Genomic DNA, 18,124 nt, shown 5'->3' on the forward strand with positions numbered 1-18,124 from the left:
GGTTCGCTGAGGGTTGCCGATTGCGCTCTTCCGCAGGCTGCGGGCATGGCGCAGGCACGCTCCGGGCATGGCGACGGAAGGGGAGAGCGACAGTCGGGGAGAGGACAGAAGGGGAGAGCGAAAAAAGGGGGACGGGGAGCGGAGGCAGGGTGGAGAGACCCCGCGGCGCATGAGTTGAGCAGCGGTTTCGGGACGGTGGGTGCCGCCCGACAGAGATAATCCGAACACGTACTATCTCGGCTTGGCAAGGGGTCGCGCGCCGAGTTAACACGGTTATTTCATGACGGGCCGTCAGGTAAATCCGGCATTTCCGGCTCGACCTCGGCTTCGCTCGCGCACCGTTCCCGGGTGCTCGTCACGCCCCGGTCGGCTGAGGGAGGGCTTGTGCGGGCGGGCGTGTGGGGGCGACGGCCGGACGCCTCATCCGCCGATTTCGAGCAGTCCGCGCCGGACGGCCTCCGACACCGTGCTGGCCCGATTCTCGGTGCCGAGCTTGCGGTAGATGCGGACGAGGTGCGTCTTGACCGTGGCCTCGGAGAGGTGCAGGGCTCCCGCGATGGCCCGGTTGCTGTGTCCCTGGGCGAGGAGCCTGATGACCCCGAGTTCCCGCTCGCTCAGCACCGGGCCGCCGCTCGTCCTCCCGCCGATCAGTTGAGCGGTGGCCTCAGGGGCCAGGCCCATGCCTCCGGCCGCGGCGGCGCGTACCGCCCGGAAGAGTTCCTCGGGCGGACCCGCCTTGAGGACATAGCCACGGGCGCCGGCCTCCATGGCACGGACGACGTCGCCTCTGTTGCCGTAGCTGGTCAGGACGACGACGTTCACGCCGGGAACGGTGGCCGTGATCCGGCGCGTCGCGGTGATGCCGCCCACCTCGGCGTCGGAACCCGTGCCGCCGCCCTGCGTCAGCCGCAGGTCCATCAGGACCACGTCGGGCCGGTGCCGGTCGGCGAGAAGCACGGCCTGCTCGCCGTCGCCCGTCTCGTCGATCACGTCGAAACCGGGCTCACCCTCCAGCAGGGCCCGCAGACCGGCTCGTACCACGGCATGGTCGTCCACGATCAGGATCCGCACCGCGACCGCGGGAGCCTCGCTCACGCCGCGCCCGCGGTGACGCGCGCCCGCACCGGGACGGTGGCTCTGGCCCGGGTCCCGCGGCCGGGCACTCCGTCGACGGTGAGCGTGCCGTCCAGCTCGGCCAGCCGGTCGCGTGCGGCGGTCAGTCCGAATCCACGCCCCTGCCTTCCGGGGAGCGTGGCCGCCGGGTCGAAACCCGTTCCGTCGTCGCTCACCTCGACCGCCACGGCCCCGTCCGCGTGGTGAAGCGTGACCCGGACATGCGTGGCGCGGGCGTGCTCGCACGCGTTCGCCAGCAGCCCGCGGGTCACGCGCAGGAGGGCGACGGCCCGGTCGGCGGGTACGGGACCGGGCTCACCCCGTGTGGAGACGGAGACCGCGGGAGCTCCCGGAGCCGCGTCGGCGCGAGCGCAGAGGTCGTGCAGTGCCGTCTCCAGGCCGTCGCGTTCCAGACCGGGCGGGGTGAGGTCGTGGATGATGCCGCGGGTCTCCGCGAGATGCGTGCCGAGCGCGTCGACAACGGTCCGCACCTGCCGCCTGGCCGCGTCCGGCCGGCGTTCCCAGTCCCGGTCGGCGGCCTGGAGCAGCATGCGGCTCCCGGCGATCTCCTGGGCCAGGGTGTCGTGCAGGTCCCGGGCCAGGCGGGCCCGCTCGGCAAGGCGCCCGGCCTCGCGCTGCCGTGCTGCCAACTCGCCTCTGGTGGCGGTCAGTTCACGCATCAGCCGGTCCTGGGCGCGGTGCAGGGCCACGGTCGCCCAGATGGCCGCGGTCGGCGGTGCGACGAGTTCGAGGTCGAAGCCGCCGCCGGTCCTGGTGAGCGTCGCCACGAGCAGCGCGGTCGTCAGCCAGAGCCCCGCGAGAGGCAGTCGGCGTCCGGGCATGCGCTGTGCGACGACGGCCAGGGGGACGGCCAACCAGACGTACCCGGTGGCGAGTTCGGACGGAAGGGCCCAGCAGACGTACCCCCACAGCAGCAGGAGCAGGCCCAGCCAGGCGGGTCTGCCCCGGGTGCCGAGCCGGTCCCATCGCGCCAGCCCGCCCACGTACGCCAGGGCCAGCAGCACGATGGGCGGGGCGACGATCCAGCACAGCCACGTGTGCACGGCGAAGAGCCGGGCGAGGGTGCCGACGACGACGGTCAGGAAGACCAGGTGCGGAAGGTGCCACGCCGACAGGGACAGCCTGCGCAGGGCGGAACGAGAGGGGGACACGGCAGCGGCTCCCTGCTGGGTGACGGTCATGACAGGGCGGCAGACTGTAACCCGAACCTGTGTGTGACCGGCGTAAACCGGCAGCGAGCCGCAGGAGGCCATCCGCGTCAGCGGCCCGGGTGCAGGCCGAGGACCCCGGGGGAGGGGGCGCCCTGGACCTCGCCGAAGTACAGCGCGAAGGTCTGCTTGAGCTGCTCGACCCTGGCGCGGTTCTCCATGAACACCGGGAACCCGTCGAGGTTGGCGTCCTTGTACTCCCAGATCGGCCTGAGGCCGCTCTTCAGCGGGACATCCGTACGTACCGACCAGCCGCTGTACGACGACCCCTGGACCTCGGGGGACAGCATCCAGTTCAGGTACAGCTTGGCGGCCGTGGGGTGGGCCCCCTGCCTCAGGATCGCGGCCCGCTGGCCCCACGCCATGAACGGGTGACCCTCGCTGGGAAGGGCCCACCGCGACGCCCCGCCGGTGGCGAGCAGGCTGCCCGACGAACCGACGCCGACGCTCTTCTGCCCGGCGCCCACCGCGACGCCCGCCTTGTGGGAGCCGCGGGCGAACTGCGGCTGCTGCCCGGCGAACTTCGCGACCCACTCCCAGCCATACTTCCGCACGTAGAGCGAGAACAGATAGAGCACCGCGTCGTCGTCGTGCGGGTACGAGGAGGCGATGGCGCCCTTCCATCGCGGGTCGACGAAGTCCAGCGGTGTACGGGGCACGTCGGCGCCGACCGCCGCCACGTTGTACACGAAGCTGAAGGCGACCGCCATGACCGCCGTCCAGGCACCGCCCGGGTCCTTGAACTTCGGGTGGACGGCGGAGAACCCGGCGGGCTTGTAGGGCAGCAGCTCGCCCTGCCGGTCCCAGCGGGTGAAGTCCTGGAGCGTCTGGAGCTGGACGACGTCCGGGACCAGGGTGCCCGTGGCGAGCTGGTTGTCGATGCGGACGTCGTGGAACTTGCTGTAGTCCACGATGATGGTCAGGTCGATGTCAGGGAACCTGCTCTTGAACCCTGTCCTGACGCCGGCCAGCTGCTCGTCGACATCGCCGCCCGCGTAGACGACGAGCTTTCCGCCCTCGGCGAGAGCGGCCGCGTACAACTGGTCGAGCGAACGGGTCTCCTCGCGGCCGGAGGCACCGGAGGACGATCCGGCGCTTTTCCTGTCGCCGCGCCCGGTCTCCGCGGCGCTCGCCGTTGCGGCCCCGGTCGCTGCGGCCAGTGTCGCTCCGGCACCGACCGCGAGAACGTTGCGCCTGCTGATGTTGCTGGACATGAGTGGGGTGGGTCCTTTCTCCGCCTGCTGGGCATTGGTCTCGCACGTCGCGGCCTCGGCTTCGATCCGGGGCGACCGCGGGCGAGACGAGTCTCCGGCCGCGGCGCGTGTCGACGCATCGCCCATAAGCACGCACCCCGTTCAACCCTTCGGTGGAACGGCGCTCCTTGCGGCCTGCGGAGAACCGGTACGGACCGGGCTCGGCGGCCGGGTGAAATGGCGGGCGCAGGCGAGGACAAGAACCGCCAGGGCGGCCGGTGCCGCGTAGGCGAGACGGAAATCGCCGGTGGAGCCGAGGAGCCCGCTCACCGCCCCACCGGCGACCACGCCCGCGTAGTTGAAGAGGTTCAGACGGGCCAGGATCGCCTCCGAGGCAGCGGGACGCAGCCGTGCGGCGGAGGCCAGACACAGCGGCGCCAGGACGGAGGCCCCCAGGCCCACCGCCCCGGCCGAGAACACGGCGAACGGCCAGCTCGGCGCCGCGGCCATGCCCGCCAGGGCGCCCGCGACCAACAGCGCGGCGACGCGGACGACGGCGACCGCTCCGATCCTCTGCACGAGTCGGTCGGTGGCGGCGCGGCCGACGACCGTGCCCGCCTGGTAGGCCGCGTACGCCATCGGCGCGACCGTGAGTGACGCGGCGAGGGTCTGGCGCAGATAGACCGCCGACCAGGCCGAGACGGTGGAGTCCACGACGTAGACGACGAGGAGGACCAGGCCGAAGGGAAGGAGCCGGATCCACACACGGCGCCCCAGCGGCGGCTCCGCCGGAGTGTCCGACGGCTCTTCGGAGGAGGCGGGCAGGGCGTGCGTGCGGATACAGAGGGCCAGGACGAGCAGGATGCCCGTCTGAAGGTTCAGTCCGTCCGCCACCGGCCACTCCAGCCGGGCCGCTCCGGCGGTGAGCAGGGCCGCGACGACACCACCCACGCTCCACGCCGTGTAGAAGGAGCCGAAGACACTGCGGCCGTAGGCGCGTTCGATCACCGCTGCCCGGGTGTTGACCCCGACGTCGAGGGCGCCGACAGCGATCCCGAAGAGGATGTACGCGCAGCCGACGGCAGCCTTGTCGTATATACGGCGGCGACGGACACACCTTGCGCGGCGAACGCGAGGGTCGCGGCCCTTCGGGCGCCGGCCCTGGACGCGGGATGCCCTGCCTCCGCCCGACCTGCGGCACTGAGGGACATGCACAGACCGTAGCCACGCGCGGACGGGCGAACGCAGGGCTCCGGGGGCCGTGCTGGGGACTTCGGGTGCCATCCCATGCGACCGCTGATGCCCTGGGCGCGGGCCGGCAGGTCGTCACGTACGGGACGAACGAGGCCGCTGAGAGAGCCGGTGCGCGGGCGCGGAAGATTCACACGATGCTCACGGCGACCGACCCGGAGCCGGCCGCGGGGCCGGAGGTGCGGGACGCCGACGACTTCGTGTGGCGGCCGTCCAGCCATCCACTGCTGGTCCCGGCGCGCGTTGTCGCGGCGGTGGGTGGCGCAGGTGGCGTACGCCTCACTGCCGTCGTACGCCCATGAGTTGTACGGAAGATCCGTACGGTCGCCCGGCACGGTGACGCGGCAACTGCGACTCACCGGCACCGTGTTGCACTGCGTTCCCGCACGTCTACGTTGGCAACTGCAGCGCAAACACATTATCCGCGCGATGTCACGGCTCGGACCCGGCTCGCGCGCGGCCCCGTACAAAGTCGGACGACAGCTCGCCATACTGGACGAGCCAGGGGAGGGCGGGGCCGAACGACGGGGGCGATCGCAGCAGATGGGGGACACCAGGCTGATCCAGGGCCGGTACCGGTTGCTCGACCTGATCGGTCGAGGGGGGATGGGTGAGGTGTGGCGTGCCCGGGACGAGTCGCTGGGCAGACAGGTCGCCGTGAAGTGCCTCAAACCGTTGGGACAGCACCACGACAACTCGTTCACCCGTGTCCTGCGGGAGCGGTTCCGCCGTGAGGCGCGGGTGGCCGCGGCCCTCCAGCACCGTGGGGTGACCGTCGTCCACGACTTCGGCGAGTCGGACGGCGTGCTCTATCTGGTGATGGAGCTGCTGGACGGACGCAACCTCAGCCAGCTCCTGGAGGACAACAAACAGCATCCGCTGCCCGTCGCCGACATCGTGGAGATCGGCGAACAGGCGGCCGCCGCCCTCGCGTACACCCATCAACAGGGCATCGTGCACCGGGATCTGAAGCCCGCGAACATCATGCGGCTCGGCGACGGCACGGTGAAGATCTGCGACTTCGGCATCGCCCGCCTCGGGCACGACATCGGCTTCACCTCCAGACTCACCGGTACCGGCATCGCCATGGGCACCCCGCACTACATGTCGCCGGAGCAGATCGGCGGCGACCAGGTCGACCACCGCAGCGACCTCTACTCCTTCGGCTGTGTGCTGTACGAGATCGCCACCGGGGCCCCGCCGTTCGACCTCGACGACGCGTGGGCGGTCCTGGTCGGACACCGGGACACGGCCCCCGAGCCGCCGCGCCGCCATCGCGCCGAGCTCCCCGAGTTCCTGGACCGGCTCATCCTGGACCTGCTGGCCAAGGAGCCCGAGCAGCGGCCGCACGACGCCCGTGAGCTGGGCCGCCGCATCGGCGCGGGCCGCACCGCACCGGCGTACGTGCCGACCGTGGTGTCGCCCCCGGTGCGGCCCGCGGCGCCGGAGCGGCCCGCCGCCCGCGAGGAGCGGCTGCCCTCCTGGACCCGCGGTATGACCACCGGCCACAAGGCGACCGGGGCGGGCCTGCGCACGACACCGCCCGACGCGGCGGCGGGCCTCACCGGCGACTGGATCGCCCGCACCGACACGCGCGGCACCCAGCACCCGGGACCCGCCGAACGGCCCACACCGTCACCGGAGTTGGTCACCACCCTCACCGGCAGGCACAACGCGGGACTCAGCCTGGGGCGGCTCGGCCGCTGGGCGGAGGCGGGCGAGGTGCACCGCGCGGTCGCCGCCGAACGCGAACACGCGCTCGGCCCCGACCACCCCGACACGCTGGCCAGCCGCTACGAGGTCGGCTTCACCCTCAGCCGCACCGGCCGCCCCGCCGACGCCCTGCGCGAATACGGGCACGTGGCCCAGACCAGGGAGCACGTGTTCGGCCCCGACCACCCGGACACCCTCGCCGCCCGCCAGGAAATGGCCTATGTACTGGGCCAGTTGGGCCGCCACTTCGAAGCACACCAGGTCTACACGGCCGTGCTGGCGGCCCGGGAACGCGCCATGGGGCCCGACCACCCCGACACCCTGCGCTGCCGCCACAACCTCGCCTTCAACCTCAGCAGAGTCGGGCGACTGGAGGACTCGTACCGGATGGCGAGCGAGGTGGCCGCGGCCCGCGCCCGGGTACTCGGCGCGAACCATCCCGACACACTCGTCACACGGTACGAAGTCGCGTACGCGCTCGGGCAGTTGGGCCGCTGGCTGGAGGCACTGCAGACATACCAGGAGGTCGCCGAGGCGCGGGCGCAGGCGCTCGGCCCCGACCACCCCGACACGCTCGCCGCGCGCTACGAGGTCGGCATCAGCCTCGGCCGGCTCGGGCGCAGCGCCCAGGCACTGGAGCTGTACCGCGGCCTGATCGACGATCGCACCCGCGTCCACGGCCCCGCCCACCCCGAGACCCTGCGCGCCCGGCACGGGCTCGGCGTCAACCTCGGCCGGCTCGGCCGGTGGGAGGAGGCGCTGGCGGAGTCCCGTGACGTCTGCGCGATCCGCGAGCGCGTGCTCGGCCCCGACCACCCGGACACCCTGGTGAGCCGGCGCGAGGTCGCCGTAGGGCTCGGCTGGCTCGGCCGGTGGGCCGACGCGCTCACGGAGTACCGCCAGGTGGCCGCCGCGCGCGAGCGTGTGCTGGGCGGTGACCATCCCGACGCGCTGGCCAGCCGCAACGACGAGGCGCACTGCCTGGAGCAGCTGGGGCGTGGTGCGGAGGCGGTGGAGTTGTACCGGAGGGTGGCGGCTTTGCGTCAGCAGCGGTGACGCTCCGCCGGGGTGCGCGGGATCGAGACCGGGGCTGCGCCCCGGACCCCGGTTGTTCTTCGGCTGCGGGTCGGCCGTGGCTGGGTGCGCAGTTCCCCGCGCCCCTTACGGGACCTCGGCCCCCTCGCGGCCCGCGCCCCTTACGGGGCCGGTTGCCGCGTGTGTCTGGCCGACCTAGATCGTTGCGTGTTACCTAGAGACATGGGTGCATTCGAGGGATACCGGGAGCAGGACGTCGTCATCGTCGGCGGGGGGCACAACGGGCTGGTTGCCGCCGCCTATCTGGCGCGGGCCGGGAAGTCCGTGCTGGTTCTGGAGCGGCTGGGGGTCACCGGCGGGGCTGCCGTGTCCACCCGGCCGTTCGCCGGTGTCGACGCCCGGCTGTCGCGGTACTCGTACCTGGTCAGCCTGCTGCCGCGGAAGATCGTGCGGGACCTCGGCCTCGACTTCCGGGTCCGCGGCCGTACCGTGTCCTCGTACACACCCACCGAGCGTGACGGACGGCCGACCGGGCTGCTCGTCGGGGGCGGCGAACGGCGTACCAGGGAAGCCTTCGCCAAGCTGACCGGGTCCCCCCGCGAGTACCAGGCATGGCAGCGCTTCTACGGGATGACCGGCCGCGTCGCCAAGAAGGTGTTCCCCACCCTCACCGAACCGCTGCCCACGCGCGACGAACTGCGCGGCCGCATCGACGACGAGGAGGCCTGGCGGATCCTCTTCGAGGAGCCGCTCGGGGCGACCGTCGAGGACAACTTCAGCGACGACCTCGTACGCGGCGTCGTCCTCACCGACGCGCTCATCGGCACCTTCGCCGACGCCCACGACCCGTCCCTGCGGCAGAACCGCTGCTTCCTCTACCACGTGATCGGCGGTGGTACGGGCGCCTGGGACGTGCCGGTCGGTGGCATGGGTGCGCTCACCGACGCGATCGCCGGGGCCGCGCGCGCCGCGGGCGCGGTCGTCGCCACCGGCCACGAGGCGGTCCGCGTGGAGACCGACGGGCGGGCCGCCGAGGTCACGTACCGGACCGCGGACGGCGAAGAACGGACGGTCCCGGCCCGGCACGTCCTCGTCAACGCCTCACCGCAGGAGCTTGCCCGGCTCACCGGCGACGAGCAGCCCGCCCCCGCCGAGGGCGCCCAGCTCAAGGTGAACATGCTGCTGAAGCGGCTGCCCCGGCTGCGCGACACGTCCGTCGATCCGCGCGAGGCCTTCTCCGGTACCTTCCACATCGCCGAGGGATACGAGCAACTGGCGACCGCTCACGCCCAGGCCGCGTCCGGTGCGCTGCCCGAGGCGCCGCCCTCCGAGATCTACTGCCACTCGCTCACCGATCCGACGATCCTCGGCCCGGACCTGGTGCAGCAGGGCTACCACACGCTCACGCTCTTCGGCCTGCACACACCCGCCCGGCTCTTCGCCCACGACAACGACGGCGTACGCGAGGAACTGCTCAAGTCCACGCTCACGCAACTGGACTCGCACCTCGCCGAGCCGCTTGCCGACTGCCTGGCGACCGACGCGGACGGCCGCCCCTGCATCGAGGCGAAGACACCGCTCGATCTGGAGCGCGACCTGCGGCTGCCCGGCGGCAACATCTTCCACCGCGACCTCGCCTTCCCCTACGCACAGGAGGGCACGGGCCGCTGGGGCGTGGAGACCGCACACGCGAACGTCCTGCTGTGCGGCGCGGGCGCCGTGCGCGGCGGCGGGGTGAGCGGAGTGCCCGGACACAACGCGGCCATGGCGGTGCTGGAGGAGTCTCCGTGACCGCCAAGTAGTGTCCGGCGACGGCTCGTTCACGCGGTCGCAGCCGCGGTCGCCGCTGGCGTTGGCGTCGGCGCCCGTCAGTCCTTGGCCGCCGTCCACCCCACCGCCTCGATCCGTGCCGCGTCCGCGGGCCTCGCCTCGTCGAACACGACCCGGTCGTCGTCCGCGACGCGCTGCGCGTCCACGTACGTGCCTCGGCCGACGTAGAGCCGGTCCGTCGTGTACCGCCAGCGCAGGACGAGTTGGCGGGCCTCGGGGAGATCCGCGGAGAGCCGGTGCCAGGCCCGGCCAGCCCAGCCGGTGACGGAACCGGCGGGATGGTCCTGGGCGGCCTCGCCGTGCCGGACGGTGGTGAACGGCACCGGCTGCCACGTCGTGCCGCCGTCCGTCGAGGCTTCCAGGAAGAGAGCGTCCGCCTGCGGTTCGGTGTCCCACCACAGGGCGCACCGCAGACGGCCTCCCGCGCCGAGATCCAGCGCGGGCAGCGTCAGCGTGGCGGACGTGGCGGTCGCCATGCCGGAGAACCAGGCCGTACGTCCTCGCGCGGGCCGGACCGGCACGGCGCGGGCCAGGTTGTTGGCGGCGGCCACCCGGGGAGCGGAACCCGACCGCCAACTGCGCACGGGATGGACGGAGTTGCCGAGCACGATGAGGAACGAGTCGGTCGTCGGGTCGAGGACGAGCGAGGTGCCGGTGAAACCGGTGTGGCCCGCGGTGCGCGGTGTGGCCATCGCGCCCATGTACCAGTGCTGGTAGAGCTCGAAGCCCAGGCCGTGCTCGTCGCCCGGGAACGCCGTGTTGAAGTCGGTGAACATCAACTCCACCGACTCGGGCTCCAGGATGCGCGCCCTGCCGTACACGCCACCGTTGAGCAGTGTCCGGCCGAGGACCGCCAGGTCCCACGCGGTGGAGAAGACACCGGCGTGGCCCGCCACACCGCCGAGGCTGTACGCGTTCTCGTCGTGCACCTCGCCCCGGACCAGGCCGCGGTCGAGCCCCGACCACGGTTTGCGGGCGTCCTCGGTGGCGGCGATCTTCGGCTTCCAGGAGGCGGGCGGGTTGAAGCGGGTGCGGCGCATTCCGAGCGGATCGGTGATCTCGCTTCGCAGCAGGGCGTCCAGGGCGCGACCGGTGATCTTCTCAAGCACGAGCTGGAGCGAGATCAGATTGAGGTCCGAGTAGAGGTACCTGGTGCCCGGCGGGTTGAGCGGCGCCTCCTTCCAGATGAGCTGGAGCTTCTCCTCGTACGTCGGCGCGCTGTAGAGCGGGATCCAGACGCGGAACCCCGAGGTGTGGGTGAGCAGTTGACGGATCGTGATGTCCTGCTTGCCCGCGCCGCCGAAGTCCGGGAGGTAGGAGGCGACCTTTCCGTCCAGCTCCAGCGTGCCGCGCTCGATCTGCTGTACGGCGAGGATCGACGTGAACAGCTTCGACACCGAGGCGAGGTCGAAGACCGTGTCCCGCGCCATTGCGATCTGCTGGTCGGCGGGGAACTCCACAGCGGTGTCGGTCTTCTCGTCGTACGCCGAGTAGCGCACGGCCTTGCCGATCGGATGGTGCAGCGCGACCGTGCCGCCGCGTCCGGCGAGCAGCACGGCGCCCGCGTACCAGGGGTACTTGGGGGAGGGGCCGAGGAACGTCTCGGCGTCGGTGACGAGTTGGCGCAGGTGGGCGGGGAGCAGTCCGGCGCGTTCGGCGGAGCCGTGCCGCAGCGTCGGGCGGCCGTGAGCGTCGCCGTCGCCCTCGGCGGTGTCGGGTGCCGCCGACGCGGCGGGGAGGGGCGCGAGGAGCAGTGCGCCGCCCAACGCCGTCAAACCCCGGCCCAGTTGACGTCGGGTCGGCCCGCCGCCCGCTCTGTCCGTCATCGAGGAGCCTCCCGTTGTGCCGCCGCTGCCGCCTGAAAGTATCTTTCCGAGTTCGCTGTGCTCGGTGAAACTTTTGTGTCGGACGAGGGGTGTGTCAACGGTGCCGTCCGGACCGGTCCGGGTTCGGGAAAACCGATGGAAACTGACGACCCATCAGAAAAGGTCTTCCTTCGTCCGGAGGTCTGCGGCATCCTGCGCTCATGCAGACGGAGCTGAGCAAGAAACTGGGAGTCGAGCACGCCCTCTTCGGCTTCACGCCGTTCCCCGCCGTCGCCGCTGCCATCAGCCGGGCCGGCGGGTTCGGCGTGCTCGGTGCGGTCCGCTACACCGCCCCCGACGACCTGAAACGCGACCTCGACTGGATCGAGGCGCACGTCGACGGCATGCCGTACGGACTGGACGTCGTCATGCCCGCCAAGAAGGTCGAGGGCGTGACCGAGGCGGACGTGGAGGCGATGATCCCCGAGGGACACCGCCAGTACGTCACGGACACCCTGGCCAAGTACGGAGTGCCCGAACTCGCCGAGGGCGAGGCCTCCGGCTGGCGTATCACCGGCTGGATGGAACAGGTCGCCCGCAACCAGCTCGACGTCGCCTTCGACTATCCGATCAAGCTGCTGGCCAACGCGCTCGGCTCACCGCCCGCCGACGTCATCGAGCGCGCCCACGAGCGGAACGTGCTCGTCGCCGCGCTCGCGGGCAGTGCCCGGCACGCGCGCAAGCACGCGGAGGCGGGCATCGACATCGTCGTCGCGCAGGGCTACGAGGCAGGCGGCCACACCGGTGACATCGCCTCGATGGTCCTGACGCCCGAAGTCGTCGAGGCCGTCGACCCGTTGCCCGTGCTCGCGGCGGGCGGCATCGGCAGCGGACAGCAGATGGCCGCCGCGCTCACTCTCGGCGCCCAGGGTGTGTGGCTCGGCTCCATATGGCTGACCGTCACCGAGGCCGACATGCACTCGCGCGCCCTGACCCGGAAGCTGCTCGCCGCCGGGTCGGGCGACACGGTCCGCTCGCGCGCGCTGACCGGGAAACCCGCACGTCAGCTGCGTACCGAATGGACCGACGCCTGGGACGACCCGAACGGACCCGGCACGCTTCCCATGCCTCTGCAGGGGCTGCTGGTCGCCGACGCGGTCTCGCGGATCCAGCGGCACGAGGTCGAACCGCTGCTCGGGACCCCCGTGGGACAGATCGTCGGCCGGATGAACAGCGAACGCAGCGTCCAGGAAGTCGTCGACGACCTCACCCGCGACTTCGAGAAGGCCGTCGACCGACTCAACCGCATCGCCGGAAGGAGCCACGAGTGAGCCAGCCCCCAGGCGGCTTCTGGGCCCAGGCCACCGCCGACCCCGAGCGCACCGTCCTCTTCGCGACCGACGGCGAGGAGTGGACCGCAGGACGCCTGCACGCCGAGACCAACCGGCTGGTGCACGGACTGCGTGCCGCCGGGCTCGAACGCGGCGACGCCTTCGCCGTCGTGCTGCCCAATGGCGTCGAATTCTTCACCGCGTACCTCGCCGCCTCGCAGGCCGGCTTCTATCTCGTGCCCGTCAACCACCATCTCGTCGGCCCGGAGATCGCATGGATCGTCTCCGACTCAGGCGCCAAGGTGCTGATCGCGCACGAGCGGTTCGCCGACGCCGCACGCCATGCGGCCGACGAGGCCAAGCTCCCCGAGGAGCGGCGGTACGCGGTCGGCGCGGTCGAGGGCTTCCGGCCGTACGCCGAACTCCTCGACGGACAGCCCGGGTCGGTGCCGGAGGACCGCACGCTCGGCTGGGTCATGAACTACACCTCAGGGACCACCGGCCGCCCGCGCGGCATCCGGCGGCCCCTGCCCGGCAAGCTCCCCGAGGAGACCTACCTCGGCGGCTTCCTCGGCATCTTCGGCATCAAGCCGTTCGACGACAACGTGCATCTGGTGTGCTCGCCGCTCTACCACACGGCGGTCCTCCAGTTCGCGGGCGCGTCGCTGCACATCGGGCACCGGCTGGTGCTGATGGACAAGTGGACGCCCGAGGAGATGCTGCGGCTCATCGACGCCCACCGGTGCACGCACACCCACATGGTCCCGACCCAGTTCCACCGGCTGCTCGCATTGCCGGACCGTACAAGGGCGGCCTACGACGTCTCGTCCATGCGGCACGCCATCCACGGTGCCGCCCCGTGCCCCGACCACGTGAAACGGGCCATGATCGAGTGGTGGGGCCACAGTGTCGAGGAGTACTACGCCGCCAGTGAGGGCGGCGGTGCCTTCGCGACCGCCGAGGACTGGCTGAAGAAGCCCGGCACGGTCGGCAAGGCCTGGCCCATCAGCGAGCTGGCCGTCTTCGACGACGACGGAAACAGGCTGCCGCCCGGTGAACTGGGCACCGTCTACATGAAGATGAGCACGGGCGGATTCTCGTACCACAAGGACGAGAGCAAGACGAAGAAGAACCGCATCGGTGACTTCTTCACCGTCGGTGACCTGGGGTATCTCGACGAGGACGGCTATCTCTTCCTCCGCGACCGCAAGATCGACATGATCATCTCGGGCGGGGTCAACATCTACCCCGCCGAGATCGAGGCCGCCCTGCTCACCCACCCCGCCGTCGCCGACGCCGCCGCCTTCGGGATCCCGCACGACGACTGGGGCGAGGCGGTCAAGGCAGTCGTGGAGCCGGCCCCGGGCTTCGAGGCGGGCGAGGCGCTGGCCACCGCGATCCTGGAGCACTGCGAGCGGCAGCTGGCCGGGTACAAGCGGCCCAGGAGCGTCGACTTCATCGAGACGATGCCGCGCGATCCCAACGGCAAGCTCTACAAGCGGCGACTGCGGGACCCGTACTGGGAGGGGCGGACCCGTCCCGTGTGAGCTCAGGATCCGACGGACACATCGTCCTGTACTTCTGCTCGGTCCGGGGCGACGGAACGTGTGGTGTGACGTGTGGTGTGACGTGCCGCAGGTGGGTTCTCGGGAGGTATCGGCGGCTTCCCGGGGCTCACCTGCGGCTTCTTGGGGCGTACCTGCGGCACAGGCGCCCGGCGCGACGGCTCGACGCGGCGGGCCAGTTTCCGGCCCCACGCCTGGCTCGGAGCCTCGATGTACCGATAGGTCAGTGCGCACAGCGGCAGCAGCACGGCAAGGAACGCCACCACGAGTACGGGATTGTCCCGCGGCCACCGGCCGATCGTGCCGTCGCTCACCGCCAGCAGTACCGGATGCAGCAGATAGACCGAGTAACTGATCATCCCCAGCCAGATCAGCCAGTGCGGTATCCGCCGGTGGCGCCACGCCAGGGCGACACCGAAGGTGAGCACGGCCAGCAGGAACGCCACGATCCAGCCCTGTCGGGTGAAGGGGGCCTCGTCGCTGTTCCAGTACGCGCCGGCCACGGCACAGGCAACCACCACCGCGGCCGTGCAGCCCGCGCGCCACCAGGTGCTCCGACCGTTCTCGGCCCGTTGGACGGCGGTGCCGAGGAACATCACGGCGAGGATGATCAGGCCTTCCCACAGCGGGACCGTGCCGTTGAGCGGCACCAGGACGAGCGCCAGCACCCCGCCCAGCACACCGCCGAACACGCGAAGCGCGGGCGACCCGGTGCTCGCACAGCAGATCGCGACCACCAGGGCGCCCGAGGCGATCCCGATCAGCGGGCCCGTGCCGACCAGGCCGGACAGGGCGGAATCCGACAGCGTGACGCCCGCCGCCACGCTCACGGCGGCGAGCACGGCCAGGGTGACGGCGACCGTCCCCGATCGCTGGTGCAGACGAACCGTGAAGAGCGCGACGACCAGCAGATAGAAGGCCATCTCGTACGAGAGAGTCCACAGGACGAGCAGGACGCTGGGCGTACCGAGCAGCTCTTGAAGCAGGCCGGCATGGGCGACGGCCGCCGTGGCCGTGCTCTGGTCGCCGAAGTCGCGCATGTTCGCGAGGCCCAGGAGATTGACGGCGAGAACGGCCGCGACGGCAGTGGCCCACAGCGGGTACATGCGGAACGCCCGTCCGATCCAGAACGTCCGGACACAGCCCCGGCGCTCCAGCGACGCGGGGATGATGTAGCCGCTGACCAGGAAGAACACCAGGATGCCGTACCGGCCGGTGTTGAACTGCGGCATCATTTCCTGACGGAACTCCGGCATGAAGGAGTACGACGCGTGCTCGAACACCACGACGAGTGCCGCGATGCCACGCAACGCGTCCAGCCAGGCCAACCGCCGTGGACCGGCCGATGTCCGCGGTGCGGGTAGTGGTTCGGATACGGGGAGTGACCGTCCCAGGGCGGGAGGCCGGATTGGTGGCCTGATGTCCATAAGTACTATTACGCGCTCTTTGTCGCTGATGTTCAACGAAAGGACGGGCCGGTGCGCATGCGTGTGGTCCCGCCCTGGCCGGGGCGGGACCACACGTTTCCCTGCCTATTCCCTGCCTATTCGTGCACCCGCACCACCTTCAGCGCGGGCGAGGAGAGGATGTCCTTCTCGCAGAATCGGGACGTCACCCACTTCTCGCGCGAGAACAGCCGCGTCTGGTCGGCGAAGTGGTCCGAGTCCGGATTCGACGACTGGGAGTACGTGAGGAGCGTCCGGGCCACCGGGCAGCCGCTGTCGTCCCAGCCGACCGCCTGGATGTGGCTCGACCCCATGCCGACCTCGCTGTAGCCGCCGGCCGCCGCGTTCCACACCGGCTCGATCTTGTTCCACACACCGAGCGACTCGGTACCGCCCGGAACCGGGATGCGCTGACCACCGCGTACGACGAACTGGTTCGCCCCGAGTTTCGCGTCCAGGGCGATCCCCGCCGTACGCAGCTCGGCCACGGCGTCGGCGAGGGCCCCGGCGAAGCCCGGTGCGTCCGTGTTCAGCGTGTTCGGGGTGCGGACCGGGTCCGCCGCCGAGAACGGCACCTTCCACAGCTGCGCACCCGGCACCGCCCTGATCAGCTTCCGCCAGAACCGGTCGAAGAGCAGCGCGCCCCTGCTGTCGGTGTCCATGGAGTGGTCCCACGCCTTGAGGACACCGCAGGCCTCCGAGACGTCAACCGCCTTGCCGCCGCTGCCTGTTGCCGAGCCTCCCGGAAGCGCGGCACACGCGCGGGCGGCGGAGTCCGCCGCGAGATCACCCGCGGGCACCCGGTTGGCGAACTGCTGGCGCTGGAGGTCCTTGACGGTCAGGCCACCGCGTCCGGCCATGGCCGCCACGTCCTCGATCGCGCCGCGGGTGCGCAGCGAGCGCTGGGTGCCGACCGTGCCGAAGATCCGCTCGTAGCCCGTCAGCGGCCGGTCGGCGTTGGCCAGCCAGGCGCTGTCGTTGGAGTTCTCCGCGTACGGCGCGTCCTTCAGCGTCGGCATCCGCGCGGGCCCGAAGATTCCCGGCTGTACGGCGTCGGCGTCGCTGCCGAGCGCACAGTCACCGCGTGAACCGTCGAGGACCGCGACCCCCGCGGCCGGATATGTGGCCTTGCCGAGCGCGGTCGAGCAGCGGGTCGCCAACTCGTTCGTGACGCGGGGCAGTACCTGCGACTGGCTGAACAGGGTGTGACCCGAGGAGTCGGCCGCGATGGTGTTCACCCAGGGCAGGCCCTGGTTCCGGGCGAGTGATGCGAGGACGTCGGCGGTGCTGCGCGCCTTGCTGAAGCCGAGGGAGGTGTCGGCGAAGCGCAGGTTCGCCGCGTTCGGGTCGTTCAGCGCGTACGCCGTCGTCGTGGTCCAGGGCAGCGGGAGTTCGCCGTCGGGGGAGGAGAGCACCGGGCCGTAGCGGGTCCACCACTGCGATCGGGTCACCGGCGTGCCGTCCTTGACCGCGACGGTCACGGTTCGCTCGGTCATCCGCTCGGGTGTGCCGTCGACCAGGTAGGCCGTCGGATCGCCCGGAACCAGCGCGAGCTGATGGACGGTGAAGGGGACACCGGTCGAGACGGTGTGGCTCCACGCCACCTGCGCGTTGTAACCGATGGAGATCGTCGGGGTGCCGAGCAGCGAGCCGCCCGCGACGTTCAGCTCGCCCGGGATCGTCTGCTGCGCCTGCCAGAACCGGCGCCCGCCCTGCCACGGATAGTGCGGGTTGCCCAGCAGCAGCCCACGGCCGTTCGCCGTCGTACTGCCGTCGAAGGCGACCGCGTTGGAACCCATCGAGCCGTCGGGCAGCAGATCACGCACGGCTCGGACCAGGTCCTCGGCGTCCGGGGTACGGGCGGCCGGGGTGGCGGAGCCGGTGGGTGGCCGCGCGGCGGTGATGTCGTCGACGGTGCCTCCCTGACCGCCGAGCACGGACAGGGCGTACAGGCGGGTGGCCACGTCGAGCGCGGCGACCGGCCGCACCCAGGCGGCGCCCCTGCACGCCGGGTCGCTGATCCGTTTCTGCTTCAGCCAGGCGTTGTAGCCGGCCGCCCAGCCGCGCATCAGGTCCTTCGCCTGACGGCTCGGCCCTCGGGGCGCGGGCTGGTCCAGCAGCTTCTGCACGGTGCCGGCGTCCCGCACCCCGCGGAAGTACAGGTCGCTGGAGAGGTTCTCGCCGGCCGACGAGAGCGAGCGGTCCGGCGCCTCCTCGGGGCCGAATACGCGGGAGCGCTCCCCGCGGACGGTCACGAAGCCGTCGGCGAGCACACACACCTGGTCGGCGGCCTGCGCCCAGCCGGTACCGAAGCCGAGATTCGCGTAGTCCTTCGCGACGATGTGCGGAATGCCGTACTCGGTATGGCGGACGGTGGCGGACAGACCACCGTGCGCGGGACGTTCCTGACGGTCCTGGCTCCGAGCCGTGGCGGCCGGCAGTGCGGCCGAGGCGGTGGCCAGGGCGACGGCCGTGACGACGAGCTGTCTCAGACGGCTACGCATCGTGCCTCCCAACATCATTGAGGGAAGGGGCGGTTGAGCGTGACAACGGTGTACGCCGGGCAGGCGCTCGGGGCCTGACCTCCTCGTACGGGACTTGACCCCGCTCACGG

General features: G+C 71.3%; 12 protein-coding genes. 5 read left to right on the plus strand and 7 right to left on the minus strand.

Translation table 11 applies throughout. The annotated features are described in order from the left end of the window. Nucleotides 1-420 precede the first annotated feature (420 nt). The 4 genes from ACZ5VQ_RS31345 to ACZ5VQ_RS31360 all read right to left on the minus strand — a co-directional run bounded on the left by ACZ5VQ_RS31345 (nucleotide 421) and on the right by ACZ5VQ_RS31360 (nucleotide 4,543). Complete coding sequence (locus ACZ5VQ_RS31345; RefSeq protein WP_469107838.1) at nucleotides 421-1,095, minus strand: response regulator transcription factor; 675 nt, start codon at nucleotides 1,093-1,095, stop codon at nucleotides 421-423. Continuing rightward, nucleotides 1,092-2,315, minus strand: coding sequence for a sensor histidine kinase (locus ACZ5VQ_RS31350; protein WP_469107839.1), 1,224 nt, complete (start codon nucleotides 2,313-2,315; stop codon nucleotides 1,092-1,094). The genes ACZ5VQ_RS31345 and ACZ5VQ_RS31350 overlap by 4 nt, the downstream gene beginning before the upstream one ends. Nucleotides 2,316-2,392: 77 nt before the next feature. Beyond that, nucleotides 2,393-3,556, minus strand: coding sequence for an ABC transporter substrate-binding protein (locus ACZ5VQ_RS31355; RefSeq protein ID WP_469107840.1), 1,164 nt, complete (start codon nucleotides 3,554-3,556; stop codon nucleotides 2,393-2,395). A 141-nt stretch (nucleotides 3,557-3,697) separates the two neighbouring features. Continuing rightward, nucleotides 3,698-4,543, minus strand: a complete 846-nt coding sequence (locus tag ACZ5VQ_RS31360) for an MFS transporter (RefSeq protein WP_469107841.1) — start codon at nucleotides 4,541-4,543, stop codon at nucleotides 3,698-3,700. A gap of 380 nt (nucleotides 4,544-4,923) precedes the next feature. Here ACZ5VQ_RS31360 and ACZ5VQ_RS31365 point away from each other — a divergent pair, with 380 nt between their 5' ends. The 3 genes from ACZ5VQ_RS31365 (at nucleotide 4,924) to ACZ5VQ_RS31375 (ending at nucleotide 9,325) form a co-directional block, all read left to right on the plus strand. Next, nucleotides 4,924-5,088, plus strand: a complete 165-nt coding sequence (locus ACZ5VQ_RS31365; RefSeq protein WP_469107842.1) for a hypothetical protein — start codon at nucleotides 4,924-4,926, stop codon at nucleotides 5,086-5,088. 241 nt (nucleotides 5,089-5,329) lie between these two features. Further along, the gene (locus ACZ5VQ_RS31370; RefSeq protein WP_469108020.1) at nucleotides 5,330-7,555 is read left to right on the plus strand and encodes a serine/threonine-protein kinase; all 2,226 of its coding nucleotides are present in this window, start codon (nucleotides 5,330-5,332) and stop codon (nucleotides 7,553-7,555) included. Between the two features lie 186 nt (nucleotides 7,556-7,741). Then, nucleotides 7,742-9,325 (plus strand): phytoene desaturase family protein, encoded by a 1,584-nt coding sequence (locus ACZ5VQ_RS31375; RefSeq protein ID WP_469107843.1) that lies wholly within the window; start codon nucleotides 7,742-7,744, stop codon nucleotides 9,323-9,325. A gap of 77 nt (nucleotides 9,326-9,402) precedes the next feature. Here ACZ5VQ_RS31375 and ACZ5VQ_RS31380 read toward each other — a convergent pair whose 3' ends face one another. Next, nucleotides 9,403-11,190 carry a serine hydrolase domain-containing protein gene (locus ACZ5VQ_RS31380; protein ID WP_469107844.1) on the minus strand — a complete coding sequence of 596 codons (1,788 nt, stop codon included), beginning with the start codon at nucleotides 11,188-11,190 and terminating at the stop codon, nucleotides 9,403-9,405. A gap of 200 nt (nucleotides 11,191-11,390) precedes the next feature. On the opposite strand from ACZ5VQ_RS31380, the gene ACZ5VQ_RS31385 reads away from it, so the two are divergent. Both ACZ5VQ_RS31385 and ACZ5VQ_RS31390 read left to right on the plus strand, forming a co-directional pair. Beyond that, nucleotides 11,391-12,500 (plus strand): NAD(P)H-dependent flavin oxidoreductase, encoded by a 1,110-nt coding sequence (locus ACZ5VQ_RS31385; RefSeq protein WP_469107845.1) that lies wholly within the window; start codon nucleotides 11,391-11,393, stop codon nucleotides 12,498-12,500. Continuing rightward, on the plus strand, nucleotides 12,497-14,047 hold the full coding sequence (locus tag ACZ5VQ_RS31390) for an acyl-CoA synthetase (protein ID WP_469107846.1): 1,551 nt from the start codon (nucleotides 12,497-12,499) through the stop codon (nucleotides 14,045-14,047). Before ACZ5VQ_RS31385 ends, ACZ5VQ_RS31390 begins: the two co-directional genes overlap by 4 nt. Before the next feature lie 2 nt (nucleotides 14,048-14,049). On the opposite strand, the gene ACZ5VQ_RS31395 is transcribed toward ACZ5VQ_RS31390, so the two are convergent. Continuing rightward, on the minus strand, nucleotides 14,050-15,393 hold the full coding sequence (locus tag ACZ5VQ_RS31395; protein WP_469107847.1) for an acyltransferase family protein: 1,344 nt from the start codon (nucleotides 15,391-15,393) through the stop codon (nucleotides 14,050-14,052). A gap of 215 nt (nucleotides 15,394-15,608) precedes the next feature. Next, nucleotides 15,609-18,014, minus strand: a complete 2,406-nt coding sequence (locus tag ACZ5VQ_RS31400) for a penicillin acylase family protein (protein ID WP_469107848.1) — start codon at nucleotides 18,012-18,014, stop codon at nucleotides 15,609-15,611. Nucleotides 18,015-18,124: the final 110 nt, after the last annotated feature.

Source organism: Streptomyces sp. NPDC033178 (genome assembly GCF_055577685.1).